This is a genomic window from Bradyrhizobium sp. SZCCHNR1098, assembly GCF_032489375.1.
GTDB lineage: Bacteria > Pseudomonadota > Alphaproteobacteria > Rhizobiales > Xanthobacteraceae > Bradyrhizobium.
In genome coordinates this window covers 50706-67319 of record NZ_JAUEXY010000007.1, presented here as the reverse complement: position 1 = coordinate 67319, position 16614 = coordinate 50706, and the positions used below count along the sequence as shown (strand labels likewise).

The 16614-nt window shown below is 64.1% G+C and carries 16 protein-coding genes and 2 tRNA genes; 3 read left to right on the top strand and 15 right to left on the bottom strand.

Annotated elements, in window-relative coordinates; translation table 11 throughout:
• Positions 1 to 99: 99 nt before the first annotated feature.
• From nuoF to QX135_RS16470, 8 genes are read right to left on the bottom strand one after another with little or no spacing between them, the layout of a single operon-like run.
• On the bottom strand, positions 100 to 1425 hold the full coding sequence (gene nuoF / locus QX135_RS16505; RefSeq protein ID WP_315738269.1) for an NADH-quinone oxidoreductase subunit NuoF: 1326 nt from the start codon (positions 1423 to 1425) through the stop codon (positions 100 to 102).
• Between the two features lie 22 nt (positions 1426 to 1447).
• On the bottom strand, positions 1448 to 1663 hold the full coding sequence (locus QX135_RS16500) for a hypothetical protein (protein ID WP_315711550.1): 216 nt from the start codon (positions 1661 to 1663) through the stop codon (positions 1448 to 1450).
• Entirely contained in the window at positions 1660 to 2271 is a 612-nt protein-coding gene (nuoE, locus tag QX135_RS16495) for an NADH-quinone oxidoreductase subunit NuoE (protein ID WP_316176400.1), read from the bottom strand. Before nuoE ends, QX135_RS16500 begins: the two co-directional genes overlap by 4 nt.
• A gap of 14 nt (positions 2272 to 2285) precedes the next feature.
• Positions 2286 to 3245, bottom strand: coding sequence for an FkbM family methyltransferase (locus QX135_RS16490; protein WP_315738271.1), 960 nt, complete (start codon positions 3243 to 3245; stop codon positions 2286 to 2288).
• Positions 3245 to 4441 (bottom strand): NADH-quinone oxidoreductase subunit D, encoded by a 1197-nt coding sequence (locus tag QX135_RS16485; RefSeq protein ID WP_316176401.1) that lies wholly within the window; start codon positions 4439 to 4441, stop codon positions 3245 to 3247. Before QX135_RS16485 ends, QX135_RS16490 begins: the two co-directional genes overlap by 1 nt.
• A 14-nt stretch (positions 4442 to 4455) precedes the next feature.
• Positions 4456 to 5061 (bottom strand): NADH-quinone oxidoreductase subunit C, encoded by a 606-nt coding sequence (locus QX135_RS16480; protein ID WP_315756759.1) that lies wholly within the window; start codon positions 5059 to 5061, stop codon positions 4456 to 4458.
• A gap of 13 nt (positions 5062 to 5074) precedes the next feature.
• Complete coding sequence (locus QX135_RS16475; protein ID WP_284418856.1) at positions 5075 to 5659, bottom strand: NuoB/complex I 20 kDa subunit family protein; 585 nt, start codon at positions 5657 to 5659, stop codon at positions 5075 to 5077.
• Positions 5656 to 6021 (bottom strand): NADH-quinone oxidoreductase subunit A, encoded by a 366-nt coding sequence (locus QX135_RS16470; RefSeq protein ID WP_008964559.1) that lies wholly within the window; start codon positions 6019 to 6021, stop codon positions 5656 to 5658. Before QX135_RS16470 ends, QX135_RS16475 begins: the two co-directional genes overlap by 4 nt.
• 609 nt (positions 6022 to 6630) lie before the next feature.
• On the opposite strand from QX135_RS16470, the gene QX135_RS16465 reads away from it, so the two are divergent.
• Complete coding sequence (locus QX135_RS16465; protein ID WP_315738273.1) at positions 6631 to 6828, top strand: hypothetical protein; 198 nt, start codon at positions 6631 to 6633, stop codon at positions 6826 to 6828.
• 189 nt (positions 6829 to 7017) lie between these two features.
• On the opposite strand, the gene QX135_RS16460 is transcribed toward QX135_RS16465, so the two are convergent.
• Positions 7018 to 7094 (bottom strand) — tRNA-Asp (locus tag QX135_RS16460).
• A 475-nt stretch (positions 7095 to 7569) separates the two neighbouring features.
• Here QX135_RS16460 and pepT point away from each other — a divergent pair.
• Positions 7570 to 8826 (top strand): peptidase T, encoded by a 1257-nt coding sequence (gene pepT / locus QX135_RS16455; RefSeq protein ID WP_316176402.1) that lies wholly within the window; start codon positions 7570 to 7572, stop codon positions 8824 to 8826.
• A gap of 6 nt (positions 8827 to 8832) precedes the next feature.
• On the opposite strand, the gene QX135_RS16450 is transcribed toward pepT, so the two are convergent.
• Together QX135_RS16450 and QX135_RS16445 are read right to left on the bottom strand one after the other, a co-directional pair.
• Entirely contained in the window at positions 8833 to 9690 is an 858-nt protein-coding gene (locus tag QX135_RS16450) for a class I SAM-dependent methyltransferase (protein ID WP_316234165.1), read from the bottom strand.
• A 64-nt stretch (positions 9691 to 9754) separates the two neighbouring features.
• Positions 9755 to 10357, bottom strand: a complete 603-nt coding sequence (locus QX135_RS16445; RefSeq protein WP_316176403.1) for a hypothetical protein — start codon at positions 10355 to 10357, stop codon at positions 9755 to 9757.
• Between the two features lie 206 nt (positions 10358 to 10563).
• Here QX135_RS16445 and QX135_RS16440 point away from each other — a divergent pair, with 206 nt between their 5' ends.
• Positions 10564 to 11391 (top strand): metallophosphoesterase, encoded by an 828-nt coding sequence (locus tag QX135_RS16440; protein ID WP_316176404.1) that lies wholly within the window; start codon positions 10564 to 10566, stop codon positions 11389 to 11391.
• Here the strand turns inward: QX135_RS16440 and QX135_RS16435 are convergent.
• The 4 genes from QX135_RS16435 to clpX form a co-directional block, all read right to left on the bottom strand.
• Positions 11330 to 11815 (bottom strand): cyclic nucleotide-binding domain-containing protein, encoded by a 486-nt coding sequence (locus tag QX135_RS16435; RefSeq protein ID WP_315780256.1) that lies wholly within the window; start codon positions 11813 to 11815, stop codon positions 11330 to 11332. The two genes, QX135_RS16440 and QX135_RS16435, sit on opposite strands and share 62 nt — an antisense overlap.
• Before the next feature lie 337 nt (positions 11816 to 12152).
• Positions 12153 to 12229, bottom strand: a tRNA-Val gene (locus QX135_RS16430).
• Between the two features lie 185 nt (positions 12230 to 12414).
• Positions 12415 to 14838 carry an endopeptidase La gene (gene lon, locus QX135_RS16425; protein ID WP_315738279.1) on the bottom strand — a complete coding sequence of 808 codons (2424 nt, stop codon included), beginning with the start codon at positions 14836 to 14838 and terminating at the stop codon, positions 12415 to 12417.
• 328 nt (positions 14839 to 15166) lie between these two features.
• Positions 15167 to 16441 carry an ATP-dependent Clp protease ATP-binding subunit ClpX gene (gene clpX / locus QX135_RS16420; RefSeq protein ID WP_012044595.1) on the bottom strand — a complete coding sequence of 425 codons (1275 nt, stop codon included), beginning with the start codon at positions 16439 to 16441 and terminating at the stop codon, positions 15167 to 15169.
• Positions 16442 to 16614: the final 173 nt, after the last annotated feature.

Here is a 16614-nt window from a genome sequence, read left to right as displayed (position 1 = left end):
TCACATCTCTCTCAAACCACGAGCCACCGCGCCGTCGCGCACCGTGAAGGCGCGACAGGCGCGAAGGAAAACCTTGCTGGCAGGTCGGCCTGCCATCGCCTACTCCGCCGCCACCATGTGCGCGGGATCGCGCACGCCGACGTCGTCGACATCGGCCTTGTGCGAATACTGGTCGATCCGCGCCTCGATCTCGTGACGGAAATGCGTGATCAGGCCCTGGATCGGCCAAGCGGCGGCGTCGCCCAGCGCGCAGATCGTGTGCCCCTCGATCTGCTTGGTGACCTCCAGCAGCATGTCGATCTCGCGCTTGTGCGCCCGGCCCTCGGCCATGCGGGTCAGCACGCGCCACATCCAGCCGGTGCCCTCGCGGCACGGCGTGCACTGGCCGCAGCTCTCATGCTTGTAGAAATAGGAGATGCGCGCGATCGCCCGGATCAGGTCGGTCGATTTGTCCATCACGATCACGGCGGCGGTGCCGAGACCGGAGCGCAGCTTCGACAGGCTGTCGAAATCCATCGGCGTGTCGATGATCTGATCGGCCGGCACCATGCGCACCGACGAGCCGCCCGGAATCACCGCCTTCAGATTATCCCAGCCGCCACGGATGCCGCCGCAATGCTTCTCGATCAGCTCGCGGAACGGGATGCCCATCGCCTCTTCGACGTTGCAGGGCCGCTCGACGTGACCGGAGATGCAGAACAGTTTTGTGCCGACATTGTTCGGACGGCCGATGCCGGCAAACCACGCCGCACCGCGGCGCAGGATGGTCGGCGCCACCGCGATCGACTCGACGTTGTTGACCGTGGTCGGGCAGCCATAGAGGCCGACATTGGCCGGGAATGGCGGCTTCAGCCGCGGCTGGCCCTTCTTGCCCTCGAGGCTCTCCAGCAGCGCGGTCTCCTCGCCGCAGATATAGGCGCCGGCGCCGTGGGCGACGTAGACATCGAACGGCCAGCCATGGATGTTGTTCTTGCCGATCAGGTTGGCCTCATAGGCCTGATCGATCGCCGCCTGCAGCCGCTCGCGCTCGCGGATGAACTCGCCGCGCACATAGATGTAGCAGGCATGCGCATTCATCGCGAAGCTGGCGAGCAGACAGCCCTCGACGAGATGATGCGGATCATGCCGCATGATCTCGCGATCCTTGCAGGTGCCGGGCTCGGACTCGTCGGCGTTGACCACGAGATAGCTCGGCCGGCCGTCGGTCGATTCCTTCGGCATGAACGACCATTTCAGGCCGGTCGGGAAGCCTGCGCCGCCGCGGCCGCGCAGGCCCGACGCCTTCATCTCGTTGATGATCCAGTCGCGGCCCTTCTCGATCAGCGCCTTGGTGCCGTCCCAGCTGCCGCGCCGGCGTGCGCCTTCAAGGCCCCAATCGTGCAGGCCATAGAGGTTGGTGAAGATGCGGTCCTTGTCGTCGAGCATGATCAGACGGCTTCCTCGGATGTCAGCGGTTCGACTGCATGGTGGCGATGAAGGCGGCGCAGCCGCCGAACACCAAGGCCCACAGCAGACTGGACTCCAGCGTCGCGTTGAGCGCGAACCGCTGCAGCACGAAAATGAAAGCGGCGGCTGCGAGCGTATGCAGTGCCACGTAGCGCCAGTTCTTCATCGCGGCGCCCTCTTCGGTCAGGGCCGCAACGCGGGTGCGGTTGCGGCTCATGTCTTTTCCTTCAACGTGGCCGGACCGCCGGCGGGCGCCGAGAACTGGCGGCCGTTCTGCGGACCAGGCGTCGGCAGGTTGCCGGTCGCGAAGCCGTCGAGCACCTTGCCGAAGCTCTCCGGCGTCAGGTCCTCATACGTGTCCTTCCAGACCTGCACCATCGGCGCATTCACGCAGGCGCCCAGGCACTCGACCTCTTCCCAGCTGAAGTCGCCATCCTTCGACAGATGGAAGGGGTCGTGATGAATGCGGTGCTTGCAGACCTCGATCAGCTCCTCGGCGCCGCGCAGCCGGCATGGCGTCGTGCCGCAGACCTGGACGTGGGCCTTCTTGCCGACCGGCTGCAGCTGGAACATGGTGTAGAAGGTAGCGACCTCGAGCACGCGGATGTAGGGCATGCCTAGCATGTCGGCGACGACGCGGATCGCAGCTTCGGACACCCAGCCCTCGTTCTGCTCCTGCGCGCGCCACAGGATCGCGATCACCGCCGAGGCCTGCCGGCCTTCCGGGTATTTCGCGATCTGAGCCTTGGCGAAGGCGAGGTTTTCCTCCGTGAACGCAAAGCTCGCGGGCTGGACTTCCTTCGGGGCAAGACGGCGGACGGACATGGCTCTTCAGTCTTTCATTGCATGCGGCGCGCGGCACTTGCATTGAGCGCTGCGACGCGATTCTGCCAGAAGGCACTTGCAGTTCCGAACACGTTATAGCCGACGTGAGCGGACGCCTTGATGCGGTCGAGGATCGACAGCTCGGTCACGATCTCGAAGCGGCCGCTCGCGGGGTCGTAGACCATCAGTTGCATCGGCGTTTCATCGAGGATGTAGCGCGACACCGTATGATTGCGATCCTGGCCGTGCTCCTCGCACAGGACCATGCTGTCGGTCGCAAGCAGCCGCGCCCCACCCTTGATCGCCTCGATCTCGACGCCCTCGACGTCGAGCTTGATCAGGTACTTGCCGGAAGCGGCGACGTTGCCGTCGTCGATGAGATCGTCGAGCGCCATCACTGGCACCTGCTCACCGCCAGCGCTGTCGCCGGCGATACTGAAGGCCTCGTGCTTGGTACCGGTGAGATGCGCGACGCCGCGGCGTTCGCCGATGGCGCACTTCATCACTTCGAAGCGGCCGCCGTTGATCTGCGCATTGTTCGCAAGCTTGGCGAAGTTCGCCGAGGACGGCTCGATCGCGATCGCCTTGTGCGAGCCGTAGGGCGTGCTCGACACCAGCACCGACCAGTAGCCGTAATTGGCCCCGCCATCGATGAAGGTGTAGTCGACATCGACAGTGCCGAGGAACAGGAGCTCGAGCTCGTCCTCATAGTGATAGTCGCGGTTGAGAAGCTTGCTCCAGTAGCCGTCGCCATAGGGGAACTCGAACACGGCGTCCGGGTTGAGCTTCACCGCGATGTCGCGCTCGGGCAGCGCCAAGCGCAGCAGGTTGGCGCAGCGATTGTAGCCGCGATGCGAGAAATGCGAGGAAATCTTCGAGCCGGTCGACAACGCCAATGCAGCCGTGCGCTCCCAGAGGTTCGCTCCTTCGAGCGCTCCGGAAGCACGATCGAACTGGATCGGCGCATGGCCCATCAGCGGTCCACCTCTCCGAACACGATGTCGAGCGAGCCGAGAATGGCCGAGACGTCGGCGAGCAGATGGCCGCGACACAGGAAGTCCATCGCCTGCAGATGGGCGAAGCCCGGCGCGCGGATCTTGCACTTGTAGGGCTTGTTGGTGCCGTCAGCGACAAGATAGACGCCGAACTCGCCTTTCGGCGCCTCGACTGCCGCATAGATCTCGCCGGCGGGGACGTGCACGCCCTCGGTATAGAGCTTGAAGTGGTGGATCAGCGCTTCCATCGAGCGCTTCATCTCACCGCGGCGCGGCGGCGCGATCTTGTTGTCGGTGATCATCACCGGGCCCTGCCCGTCCGGTGCGCGCAGCTTCTGGATGCACTGCTTCATGATACGCACCGACTGGCGCATCTCTTCCATGCGGACCAGATAGCGGTCGTAGCAGTCGCCGTTCTTGCCGATCGGAACGTCGAACTCCATCTCGGCATAGACATCGTAGGGCTGCGACTTGCGCAGGTCCCAGGCCGCGCCCGAGCCGCGCACCATCACGCCGGAGAAGCCCCACTCCCAGGCCTGCTTCAGGGTCACGACGCCGATGTCGACGTTACGCTGCTTGAAGATGCGGTTGCCGGTGAGAAGCCGGTCGAGATCGTCGACCACCTTCAGGAACGGATCGCAGAATGCGTCGATGTCGTCGATCAGCTTCGGCGGCAGGTCCTGGTGGACGCCACCGATGCGGAAGTAGTTGGCGTGCATGCGCGAGCCGGAGGCCCGCTCATAGAACACCATCAGCTTCTCGCGCTCCTCGAAGCCCCACAGCGGCGGGGTCAGCGCGCCGACGTCCATCGCCTGGGTGGTGACGTTGAGCAAATGCGACAGCAGCCGTCCGATCTCGGAGTAGAGCACGCGGATCAGTTGGCCGCGGCGCGGCACCTCGATGCCGAGCAGGCGCTCGGCGGCGAGGCAGAAGGCATGTTCCTGGTTCATCGGCGCGACGTAGTCGAGCCGATCGAAATAGGGCATCGCCTGCATGTAGGTCTTGGTCTCGATCAGCTTCTCGGTGCCGCGATGCAGAAGGCCGATATGCGGATCGACGCGCTCGACCACCTCACCGTCCAGCTCCAGCACAAGGCGCAGCACACCGTGCGCCGCCGGATGCTGCGGGCCAAAGTTGATCGTGAAGTTGCGGAGTGCCGGGCTCTGCTCGTTCATGCTCGCGCTCCCACTCACTTCGTCGCTTTCTCGTCGCCGGGCAGCGGATAGTCCGCGCCTTCCCAGGGCGACAGGAAATCGAACTTGCGGAATTCCTGGTTGAGCCTGACAGGCTCGTAGATCACCCGCTTCTCCTGGTCGTCGTAGCGCACCTCGACGAAGCCGGTGGTGGGGAAGTCCTTGCGCAGCGGGTGGCCGTCGAAGCCGTAATCCGTCAGCAGGCGGCGCATGTCGGGGTGACCGACGAAGATCACGCCGTAGAGGTCATAGGCCTCGCGCTCGAACCAATCCGCCCCCGGGAAGACGTCGATCAGCGACGGCACCTGCGTCGTCTCGTCGGCCTCGGCCTTGAGCCGGATGCGTGCGTTCAGGGTCGGAGACAGGAAGTGGTAGACGACGTCGAAGCGCTTGGCGCGCTCCGGGTAGTCTACCGCGGTGATGTCGGTGATGTTGACGAACCGGAGAGCCGGATCATCACGCAGATACTTCACAACCTCGACGATCCGACCCGGCTCCACGCTCACCGTGAGCTGATTGAAAGCGACCGAATGGCCGATCGCCGCGCCCGGAAGCGCGCTCACGATCGTCTGCCCAAGGGCGTCGAGCCTGCCGTCGTCCATAACGAAAAAACCTTCAGCGTTCGATGGTGCCGGTGCGCCGGATCTTCTTCTGCAGCAGCAGAACACCGTACAGCAGCGCTTCCGCGGTCGGCGGACAGCCGGGCACATAGATATCAATGGGAACGATGCGGTCGCAGCCGCGGACCACCGAATAGGAATAGTGATAGTAGCCGCCGCCATTGGCGCACGACCCCATCGAGATGACGTAACGCGGCTCCGGCATCTGGTCGTAGACCTTGCGCAGCGCCGGCGCCATCTTGTTGGTCAGGGTGCCGGCGACGATCATCACGTCCGACTGGCGCGGCGAGGCGCGCGGCGCGAAGCCGAAGCGCTCGACGTCGTAGCGCGGCATCGACACCTGCATCATCTCGACGGCGCAGCAGGCCAGGCCGAACGTCATCCACATCAGGGAGCCGGTGCGGGCCCAGGTGATGAGATCGTCAGCAGTAGCAACGAAGAATCCCTTGTCCGACAGTTCGTGCCTGACCTCGAGGAAATACGGGTCGTTGGCACCGATCGGCCTGCCGGTCGCGGGATCGAGAATGCCCTTCGGGGCCGGTGCGATTACCGGACCGGTCGAGGACGTGGTCGGGCTCAATCCCATTCAAGCGCGCCTTTCTTCCATTCGTAGGCAAACCCGACCGTCAGCACGGCCAGGAACACCAGCATCGACCAGAAGCCGGCCGCGCCGAGCTTGCCGAATGCCACTGCCCAGGGGAACAGGAAGGCGACTTCGAGGTCGAAGATGATGAAAAGGATGGCCACCAGATAGAAGCGGACGTCGAACTTCATGCGCGCGTCGTCGAACGCATTGAAGCCGCATTCGTACGCGGAGAGCTTCTCGGGATCGGGCTGCTGGTAGGCGACCAGGAAGGGCGCGATCAGCAGAACCACGCCGATGATGGCTGCGACACCTATGAACACGACGAGGGGGAGATAGTTCTGGAGGATGCCGGTCATCGGCGCCACTTTCCTCTGCGGTTTCGGTGCAAACCGCAGATTCGTTGCATTGGAATTGGTCGAAGCCTTAGCGCAGCGCACCAAGCCGCGCAAGACAAGCCGTCTCGCCGGTGTCATCCCTCCCCACATTGCGGAAACCTGGACACACCGAGCCACGGCGCCACGGATGACGCGTGCAGGAGCCGCATTGCAGACCCGCAGCATTACGGTGTCGCACGGACCGGCGCGGGATGCTGAGGTGATCAGCGATCGCGAGCACGCACGCCGTCGTGCGCAGGCTGGGCGGGGGCGGAGACGGATGCGGATCAGCGTTCGATCGAGCGATCCAAGCAAGGCGACTGGACCGTCACCCGATAGGCGTCCGTTGTCACTTCAAATGGTCACGAAGGGCCGCCGGATCAAGATCACCCGCGGCGGCCGGCGCGGCCGCGGTCACCGCCGATGCCGGCATGGGTGCCGATCATGGGCTCCGGCCGCATACTCCCGATTGCCGGCGCGCCGACTGCAACCGATGAAACCATTTTGAGGAAACGAAGAAACCGGATCGAAACAAAGCGGAGGTACATGTCCAGGCAACAAAGTGGCGCTCTGAGACGCCGGGAGGCTGACATGAACCACTCGCTGCATTCCGCAGACCGATCGACTCACCTGAAGATCGTCGTCGTTGCCCTGATCGCAGGCATCGCGGTAACCGCTTTCGGTATCGCGACCCGCGCCAATGTGGATTACAGCCAGACGGCATCGCACGTCGTGAAGGCCGGCAAGCCTGTGACCGTGACGAGTTCCAGCGACTCGATGGTCCGCTGAGCCGTCGGTCCGCTGCTGACAGCGGTCGCAGGCCACCCGCTGGGTGGCCTTTTTCGTGCCCGATCGGAAAGATTAGCGACGGAGAGCCTGCAGTTCGGCGAAGCGTCGGATGGTGGCCGGGGAGAGATCGCGCGGTCGCACGGCTTGCGGCGGCAAAGGATCAAATCGAAAGCTAAGCCATTGAAAACATGGCGCGAGAGACGGGGCTCGAACCCGCGACCTCCGGCGTGACAGGCCGGCGCTCTAACCAACTGAGCTACTCCCGCGTGATCGCGAAATCCGCGGAGGAGTGCGACTTAAAGGGGCGATGTTTCGAAGTCAAGGACAATGAACCGATAGCTGTGCGAAGTCCTTGATGAGCGGTCAATCGCGGTCTCTCTCAGTGGCGTCGGGCATCCGCCGTAAATCGCGCATGATGATGGGCCAAGTCGATGATCCGTCTTTTTTCTTCGGGACCGCAACGGCACGGCCGCAAAGGAAGATGAGTTTCGAATCGCCGGACTGGGTATCCTTTAGGTCCCATGCGCGCGCAGGAGCGCGCAATTCAGCCGCCGGCGGGCGGTACCGATCACAGCGGGTCGCGACGTCGCATTCCGCAGCAAAGGAGCCGGCGGATGCGCTTTGATCGGGGGAACCACTGATAGCCTGATGAACCCTGGTATCTGGCATGCAATAACTGATATATTAGTATACCGATGCATACGGTAACATATTATTCCCTCTCCTGTCCTTGTGGTGCACATGTCCGATCCGCTTCGCAGCTACACCCACTCCGTCACCGAGCGTCTGCTCCGCTATGTCGTGATCGACACCCAGTCGGACCCGACATCGCCGACCTGCCCTTCGACGCTCAAACAGAAGAATCTCGGCCGGTTGCTCGCAGCCGAGCTGCAGGCGATGGGCCTCTCGGACGCCCATCTGGACGACCACGGCTACGTCTATGCGACCATCCCGGCCACCACCGACAAGGCCGTGCCGGTGATCTGCTTCTGCTCGCACATGGACACGTCGCCCGACTGCTCCGGAGCCGACGTGAAGCCGCAGATCGTGCGCAACTACCAGGGCGGCGACATCGTGCTGCCTAAGGACCCGAGCCAGATCATCCGTGCCGCCGAGCATCCGGCGTTGAGGGACCAGATCGGCAACGACATCGTCACCACGGACGGTACCACGCTGCTGGGGGCCGACAACAAGGCCGGCATCGCCGAGATCATGGACGCGGCGCAGTTCCTGATCAGCCATCCGCAGATCAAGCACGGCACCATCAAGATCCTGTTCACGCCGGACGAGGAGATCGGCCGCGGCGTCGACCGGGTCGACCTGAAGAAGCTTGGCGCCCATTTCGGCTACACGATGGATGGCGAGACCGCAGGCAACATCGAGGACGAGACCTTCTCCGCCGACGGTGCCACCATCCTCATCAACGGTGTCAGCGCCCATCCCGGCTTTGCCAAGGGCAAGATGGAGCATGCCATCAAGATCGCATCTGCGATCATCGAGCGGCTCCCGAAGGATAGCTGCTCGCCGGAAACGACGGAGGGCAAGGAAGGCTTCCTGCATCCGGTCGGGATCTCCGGCGCGCTCGAACAGGCGCGGCTCGATTTCATCGTGCGCGATTTCAGCGAGCAGGGCTTGCGGCAGAAGGAAGCGCTGCTCGAGGACATCGTCAGGGACGTCCTGAAGGACTATCCGCGCTCGCGCTACCGGATGGAGGTTCGGCAGCAATACCGCAACATGAAGGAGGTCATCGATCTGCATCCGGAGATCGTGACCTATGCCGAGGAGGCGATCCGCCGCGCCGGCCTGACGCCGGTCAGGACATCGATCCGCGGCGGGACCGATGGTTCGAGGCTGTCGTTCATGGGCCTGCCCTGCCCCAACATCTTCGCCGGCGAGCATGCCTTCCACTCGCGTCTCGAATGGGTCAGCGTCCAGGACATGGAGAAGGCGGTGCAGACCATCGTCCATCTGGCGATGATCTGGGAAGAGCAGTCCTGAGCGCCGTCAGGCGCGCGCCGTCACCAGCCAGATCGAGCCGGCGAGCGTCACGCTGTCGCCGCGTACATACTGCGTCAGCAGTTCGCGGACCGACTGCCGCGCCGCATCGCGCGTCTCCTGGGGATGCCCCTCCAGCGCGCGGCTGGCGGGGCCGATCTCGAAGGCCGATTGTACGGCCGCATCGAGCCCCTTGCCGATCGCGACGTCGAGCGACAGCGCATGTGCCTCCAGCGCGACGTTGCTGAAGCCGGCCTCGCCCAGGATGCGCGTCACCCGCGCTTCCGATGCGAAGGCAAATGGACCGGGATCGTCGGGCGCCATCTCCGGCAGCTTCGGGACGTGGCGATAGACCGCCTGCAACGGCGCGATCATCCAGGGATTGGCTTTCGGCTCGCGCCAGCAGGCGAATACGACCCGGCCGCCCGGCTTCAGCGCGCGGCGGATGTTGGCGAACGACGCCACCGGATCGGCGAAGAACATCACGCCGAACCGCGACACCAGCAGATCGAAGCTCGCCGGCGCGAACGGATGCACGGTCGCGTCGGCCAGCACGAACTCGGCGGGAAGCCCGGCCGGCGCCACCGCGCGCGCCCGCTCCAGCATCGGGGCGGAAATGTCGACCCCGAGCACATGCCCGCCGGGCGCCACCTGCCCGGCCAGCGCGATCGACAGGCCGCCACAACCGCAGCCGATATCGAGCACACGATCACCCGGCTTGGCCGCGATGCGGTCGATCAGGATCTGCGACACCGGTGCGAGCAGGATGTCCTGCGCCTCCTGGCGATCGGACCAGCGCTGGCCGCCCGGCCCGTTCCAATAGGCGATCTGGTCGGCGTTGCGCTCGTCCCCTGCCGGCAATTGCATGATGTGCCCTGTCTGATTGAGGTCATCGCAAGAGCCGGCATGGCGCATGCAGCCGCCTGTCCTGTCAAGGCACGAGGCCGCGATGCGCTCGCGGAAGAAAGTGGGCCGGTTCTGACCACGGTTCGGAGAGACTTTCGCCGACGGCGAGAGCGCTCCAACGTCGGCTCAGCCGCGCGAACTCCTGTCGGATGGCGTCGCGCCGCACCGGCGTGTAGACCGCGCGCTCCTCCGCTGACATCCCAGCCAGCAGGCTGCGCGCCGACGGCGCCATCTCGGCCCCGCGCGCCCGCAGCGCCGGATCGTCAGCCTGCTGCAGCCAGTCCTGCCAGCACACATAGGTGGCGCGCTCGGAGCGGGCATAGTCCTCGCTGCGTTCCGGCATCAGGCGCTGGTCCCTGGCCTCATGCCTGCGACGCAGCCGCGCGGTCTCGCGGGACGAGGTCGCATGCGGGACCAAATGAAAAGTCCCGGCCGTGCCGCCGGCCGCGAGCCGCCCGAACACGGCGCCGTCGATCCCGAGATGCTTTTCGACGATGAAGTGTTGCAGATCATGCGGCATCCAGGGATCGAAGCCAGGCGCCGGGCTCATTTCGAGGGTGCGTCCATCACCGAGCGTCGCGCGCACCGCGTAGCGGCGCTCGCCGGTGCGGACGAAGGAAACAGTCATGGGCGGTCGCGGACGACGAGACATGGGACACTCGCAATTGGCAGCCGCGGCTGAAAAACGGCCCCATCATACCGCCGCGGGCGAGGGATCGATAGATGCGCGCGGACCTGCTGGCGAGCGCAGCAGCGCAATGCAATAGCGGGACAGCCTCTGGTCTCGCTGGTTCTGGTCTCGCTCTTGCTTCGATCAGGCGCGTCAGGAGCCACATGCGCACTCTCATCGTTGCCGATCTTCATTACTCGCTGCCGCAGTTCGACCGGCTGGTGGCGGCTGCCGATCATTTTGATGCGGTGGTGTTCGCCGGCGATGCGCTCGATCTCGCCTCGATCGTCGACATTCGCGCCCAGATCGTGGTCGTGAAGACATATCTCGTGCTCCTGGCGGCCAAGACGCGGGTCATGATCTGCTCGGGCAATCATGACCTGGAGGAGCGCAGCCCGGATGGCGAGAAGATCGCGGCCTGGATCGGGACGGTCCGCGAGCTCGGCATCGCGGCCGACGGCGATGACGTCCTGATCGGCGATACGCTGTTCTCGCTTTGCACATGGTGGGACGGTCCGCTGGTCAAGGCCGCGATCGGACGCCAGCTCGATGCCGCCGCGACGCGCGACGCAGCCCGCTGGATCTGGGTGCATCATGCGCCGCCGGCCAACTCGCCGGTGAGCTGGGGCGGCAAGCGCTTCTTCGGCGACACCGAGCTCGAAGGCTTCATCGCGCGGCACCGCCCGGCGATGGTGATCTCCGGCCACGTCCACCAGTCGCCGTTCATCAAGGACGGGTCCTGGTTCGATCGCGTCGGTGAGACTTGGGTGTTCAACACCGGACGGCAGCCCGGGCGACCGCCGACCTACATGGTGCTCGACACCGATGAAGGGCGCGCCTTCTGGTTGGCGGCCGGGCAAGCCGAATGGATCGATCTCGCCGGCCCGCTGCAACGCCCGGCGCAACCCGTAACGGCGGCGCCGGACTGGCTCAGAGTCGTGGATCGGATTCCAGATCCGTTCCTGGCGAAACCTGCTGCGGCGGCAGGTTGATCATGCTCTGCAGCACCTCGCCGACCATCGAAAGATGGGTGCCATGGCCGGCATATTGCCGCTTCAGGTCGGCGAGATAGCTGTTGGCGACGTTCAGGCGCTGCGCCAGCATGCGCGCAATCGCGAGCGTCGCCTCGGGATTTTCAGCCAGGAAGCGCCGAGCGTCGGGAATTTCGTAGATCAGGCAATCCGCGGCGGCGCGCACGGTCGCCGTGTGAGGCTGCTCAAGCAGCAGCGACATTTCACCGAACAGCGCGCCCGGCTCCGACACGACCGCCACCGTGGCGCCGGCCTTGATCACCTCCAGCCGCCCCTCGAGCAGGATGTAGAGATGCCCGGTGCTATGCCCCTCCTCGAGCAGCATGGTGCCCGCCGGAATGGCACGCTCATGTCCGCCGGTGCAGTGGCGCAGGAAGTCGGTCATCGGTTCGCCCGCGATGTTTCACTCCGCGCGCCAAGCTAGCCGAAGAACGGTTCATCGCCACGCGAAATCGTCCGGGCGCTTCGCACCAGCTGTCGCAAAGGATTTTAAACCCCTGTCCGAATTGAGCACTCGGCGGCGCCATCATCGTGATCGGGACGTGGGTTTGGCTCAGCCGCCGAGGCTCGATGGCAAGGTGGCTCAGCTTTACGAGAGCAGCAGATCGATGAAACCCGACGCACAAACGCGCGTCTGGAGAGCATCGCCATCAGCTTGGAAAATCGACGCGCACGACAATAGCAGCGTCACCATTGCGAGGGTGCGTCCCAGCGGATGCTAATGGTAGGCGGCGAGAGATTCGAACTCCCGACCCTCTCGGTGTAAACGAGATGCTCTAACCAGCTGAGCTAGCCGCCCTCACGTCGCGCTTCTTTACCCCCTGCCCGATCCTCAATCAACGCCGGAACCACGCGGCGGCAGCGAGAAACCGCCCCAGCGAGAACGGTGGGGGCAGACCACGCACGCTCGAAGGGTCGGTGGTTCGATCTCCCAAACGAAAACGGCGCCCTTACGGGCGCCGTTTCCTTGGATCAGTTCGGACCTCAGTGGGCGGTCAGGCCGCCGGCGGCTTCGTCGCCGTCGGCCTTCACCGGCACCTTGGTGTCCTCTTCCCAGACGATCGGCACCGGCTTGCGGACCAGGGCCCGGGCGACGACGTCGTCTAGACGGGACACCGGGATGATGTCCATGCCGCCCTTGATCGCATCGGAGATCTCCGTGAGATCCTTGGCGTTGTCCTCGGGGATCAGCACCGTCTTGATGCCGCCGCGGGCCGCAGCCAGCAGCTTCTCCTTCAGACCGCCGATCGGCAGCACGCGACCACGCAAGGTGATCTCGCCGGTCATCGCGACGTCGTGACGGATCGGAATGCCCGTCATGACCGAGATGATTGCGGTTGCCATCGCGACGCCCGCCGACGGACCGTCCTTCGGGGTCGCCCCCTCCGGAACGTGGACGTGGATGTCGCGGCGGTCGAACATCGGCGGCTCGATGCCGTAGACGATCGCCCGCGAGCGGACGTAGGACGCCGCCGCCGAGATCGACTCTTTCATGACGTCGCGCAGATTGCCCGTCACCGTCATCTTGCCCTTGCCGGGCATCATGACGCCTTCAATGGTGAGCAGCTCACCGCCGACATCGGTCCATGCCAGACCCGTGACGATCCCGACCTGATCGTCGCTCTCGATCTCACCGAAGCGATACTTCGGCACACCCAAGAATTCCTCGACGGCCTTCTCGGTGACCTTCACCGACTTCTTCTTGGACATCATGAGCTCCTTCACGGCCTTGCGGGCCAGTGTGGAAATCTCACGCTCCAGGTTACGCACGCCCGCCTCGCGGGTGTAGCGCCGGATCACGAGCAGCAGCGCGTCATCGTCGATCGACCACTCCTTCGAATCCAGGCCGTGCTTCGACAGCGCGGACGGGATCAGATGCTTGCGGGCGATCTCGAGCTTTTCGGTCTCGGTGTAGCCCGCGATGCGGATGATCTCCATGCGGTCCATCAGCGGGCCGGGAATATTCAGCGTATTCGCGGTCGTGATGAACATCACGTTCGACAGGTCGTAGTCGACCTCCAGATAGTGGTCGTTGAACGTCGTGTTCTGCTCGGGGTCCAGAACCTCCAGCAGCGCCGACGACGGGTCACCCCGGAAGTCCGAGCCCATCTTGTCGATCTCGTCCAACAGGAAGAGCGGGTTCGAGGTCTTGGCCTTGCGCATCGACTGGATGATCTTGCCGGGCATCGAACCGATATAGGTCCGGCGATGACCGCGGATCTCCGCCTCGTCGCGCACGCCGCCTAGCGACACGCGAACGAACTCGCGGCCGGTGGCCTTCGCGATCGACTTGCCGAGCGAGGTCTTGCCGACGCCGGGAGGTCCGACCAAGCACAGGATCGGGCCGGTCAGCTTGTTGGCGCGCGACTGCACCGCCAGGTACTCGACGATGCGATCCTTGACCTTCTCCAGCCCATAGTGATCCGCATCCAGAACCGCCTGCGCGGCTTCCAGATCCTTCTTCACCTTGGACTTCTTGTTCCACGGGATCGACAGCAGCCAATCCAGATAGTTGCGCACGACGGTCGCTTCCGCAGACATCGGCGACATCTGGCGCAGCTTCTTCAGCTCGTGCTGCGCCTTCTCTCGTGCTTCCTTGGAGAGCTTGGTCTTGTTGATGCGCTCTTCCAGATCGGCGAGCTCGTCGCGGCCGTCCTCGTCACCCAGCTCCTTCTGAATGGCCTTCATCTGCTCATTCAGGTAGTACTCGCGCTGGGTCTTCTCCATCTGGCGCTTGACGCGCGAGCGGATGCGCTTCTCGACCTGCAGCACCGAGATCTCGCTCTCCATCAGGCCCAGCACCTTCTCCAGGCGCGTGGTGACGGACAGCGTCTCCAGGATGCCCTGGCGATCGGCGATCTTGACGGCGAGATGCGAGGCGACGGTGTCGGCCAGCTTGCCGAAATCGGTGATCGACTGAACGACGCCGACGACTTCGGCGGAGATCTTCTTGTTCAGCTTCACGTAGCTTTCGAAGTCCGACACGACGGACCGCCCGAGCGCTTCGGCCTCGACCGACTTCGCATCGGTATCCTCGAGCGCAACGGCAGTGGCTTCGTAGTAGTCGGCACGATCGGTGTACTTCTCGACGCGCGCGCGCTCCAGGCCCTCGACCAGCACCTTCACGGTGCCGTCGGGCAGCTTGAGGAGTTGCAGCACGCTGGCGAGCGTCCCGGTCTCGTAGATAGCATCCGCAGCTGGATCATCGTCGGACGCGTTCTTCTGCGTCGCCAGCATCACCAGCGCGTCGTTCTTCATCACCTCTTCGAGCGCGCGGATGGATTTCTCGCGGCCGACGAACAGCGGAACGATGTTGTGCGGGAAGACGACGATGTCGCGGAGCGGCAGAACCGGATACGCGTGGCTCTCGCCGTAGACGATGGTCGGCCGGGGTTTGGGGGTCGTCATGGCCTGTTCCTTTTGTTTAGCCCCCTTGCACGCAGTCCGCCATCGTGCGCAACCGCCACAAGGTGCGATCTGATCCGGACATCACTGACGCGTCGATATCGCCCGCTTGTTTCGGATCGTTTGTTGAGGCGAATCCCGGGATTGAGATTTGTATCGCCACGCGACATTAGGTGGCTATCGACCCGGGGGGTGTCAAGTATCGGTAAACACCCGCCAAAATTGGCTCTACGCGGCGGGACGCTGAAACACTGCGATGCCGCGGACATGATGTCCACAGCGATCGCCGATCTAACAAATCGAGGTCTTCTGTCTCTCGTGCCAGCGCGCCTCACGCGCTGGCGCTGCTTTCCACCGCACGATCGGACCGATCGGCGTAGATGTAGAGCGGACGGGCCGTGCCCTCGACCACTTCGCGCGAGATGACCACTTCCTCGACGCCCTCGAGACCCGGCAGGTCGAACATCGTCTCGAGCAGGATGCTCTCGAGGATCGACCGCAGGCCACGCGCGCCGGTCTTGCGCTCGATGGCCTTGCGCGCCACTGCGCCCAGCGCCTCGTCGGCGAAGGTAAGCTCGATGTTCTCCATCTCGAACAGCCGCTGATACTGCTTCACCAGCGCGTTCTTGGGCTCGGTCAGGATCTTCTTCAGCGAGTTCTCGTCGAGATCCTCGAGCGTCGCCACGACCGGCAGACGGCCGACGAACTCGGGGATCAGGCCGTACTTCAGGAGATCCTCAGGCTCGACGTGACGGAAGATCTCGCCGGTACGGCGGTCTTCCGGCGCCAGAACCTGGGCGGCGAAGCCGATCGAGGTCGACCGGCCGCGCGCCGAGATGATCTTCTCCAGTCCGGAGAACGCACCACCGCAGATGAAGAGGATGTTGGTGGTGTCGACCTGCAGGAACTCCTGCTGCGGGTGCTTGCGGCCGCCCTGCGGCGGAACCGACGCAACCGTGCCCTCCATGATCTTGAGCAGCGCCTGCTGGACGCCCTCGCCCGACACATCGCGGGTGATCGACGGATTGTCCGACTTGCGACTGATCTTGTCGATCTCGTCGATGTAGACAATGCCACGCTGCGCGCGCTCGACATTGTAGTCGGCCGCCTGCAACAGCTTCAGGATGATGTTCTCGACGTCCTCACCGACATAGCCGGCCTCGGTCAAGGTCGTCGCATCCGCCATCGTGAACGGCACGTCGAGAATGCGCGCCAGCGTCTGCGCCAGCAGCGTCTTGCCCGAGCCGGTCGGACCGATCAGCAGGATGTTCGACTTCGCCAGCTCGACGTCAGAGTGCTTGGTCTGGTGGTTCAACCGCTTGTAGTGATTGTGAACCGCGACCGACAGCACCTTCTTCGCATGGTTCTGACCGATCACGTAATCGTCCAGGACCTTGCAGATCTCCTTCGGGGTCGGAATCCCGTCGCGCGACTTCACCAGCGAGGACTTGTTCTCCTCGCGGATGATGTCCATGCAGAGTTCGACGCACTCGTCGCAGATGAAGACGGTTGGACCTGCGATCAGTTTGCGGACTTCGTGCTGGCTCTTGCCGCAGAACGAGCAATATAGCGTGTTCTTCGAGTCGCTCGTGCCGACCTTACTCATTCCTGTCTCCGTCCGCGGTTCGCTCTTGTCCGCTCGTTCGTTCCGATCCGGCACGGGCCGGACCAGACTGGTGAAAGAGCAAATTTCGTACCAAAATTAACACCTTGTTCTTCACCCGTCGTGCACCGACGACCTACGCGAATCCCCCACGATCCATAACTGGACACTCTAGC

Coding starts and splice junctions, on each gene's coding strand:
- nuoF (WP_315738269.1), bottom strand. CDS start 1,425: ATGCTCGACGACAAGGACCGCATCTTCACCAACCTCTATGGCCTGCAC.
- QX135_RS16465 (WP_315738273.1), top strand. CDS start 6,631: ATGAACCACTCGCTGCATTCCGCAGACCGATCGACTCACCTGAAGATC.
- QX135_RS16435 (WP_315780256.1), bottom strand. CDS start 11,815: ATGACCGACTTCCTGCGCCACTGCACCGGCGGACATGAGCGTGCCATT.
- QX135_RS16470 (WP_008964559.1), bottom strand. CDS start 6,021: ATGACCGGCATCCTCCAGAACTATCTCCCCCTCGTCGTGTTCATAGGT.
- QX135_RS16440 (WP_316176404.1), top strand. CDS start 10,564: ATGCGCACTCTCATCGTTGCCGATCTTCATTACTCGCTGCCGCAGTTC.
- QX135_RS16500 (WP_315711550.1), bottom strand. CDS start 1,663: ATGAGCCGCAACCGCACCCGCGTTGCGGCCCTGACCGAAGAGGGCGCC.
- QX135_RS16485 (WP_316176401.1), bottom strand. CDS start 4,441: ATGAACGAGCAGAGCCCGGCACTCCGCAACTTCACGATCAACTTTGGC.
- QX135_RS16480 (WP_315756759.1), bottom strand. CDS start 5,061: ATGGACGACGGCAGGCTCGACGCCCTTGGGCAGACGATCGTGAGCGCG.
- QX135_RS16445 (WP_316176403.1), bottom strand. CDS start 10,357: ATGACTGTTTCCTTCGTCCGCACCGGCGAGCGCCGCTACGCGGTGCGC.
- lon (WP_315738279.1), bottom strand. CDS start 14,838: ATGACGACCCCCAAACCCCGGCCGACCATCGTCTACGGCGAGAGCCAC.
- QX135_RS16450 (WP_316234165.1), bottom strand. CDS start 9,690: ATGCAATTGCCGGCAGGGGACGAGCGCAACGCCGACCAGATCGCCTAT.
- clpX (WP_012044595.1), bottom strand. CDS start 16,441: ATGAGTAAGGTCGGCACGAGCGACTCGAAGAACACGCTATATTGCTCG.
- QX135_RS16490 (WP_315738271.1), bottom strand. CDS start 3,245: ATGGGCCATGCGCCGATCCAGTTCGATCGTGCTTCCGGAGCGCTCGAA.
- nuoE (WP_316176400.1), bottom strand. CDS start 2,271: ATGTCCGTCCGCCGTCTTGCCCCGAAGGAAGTCCAGCCCGCGAGCTTT.
- pepT (WP_316176402.1), top strand. CDS start 7,570: ATGTCCGATCCGCTTCGCAGCTACACCCACTCCGTCACCGAGCGTCTG.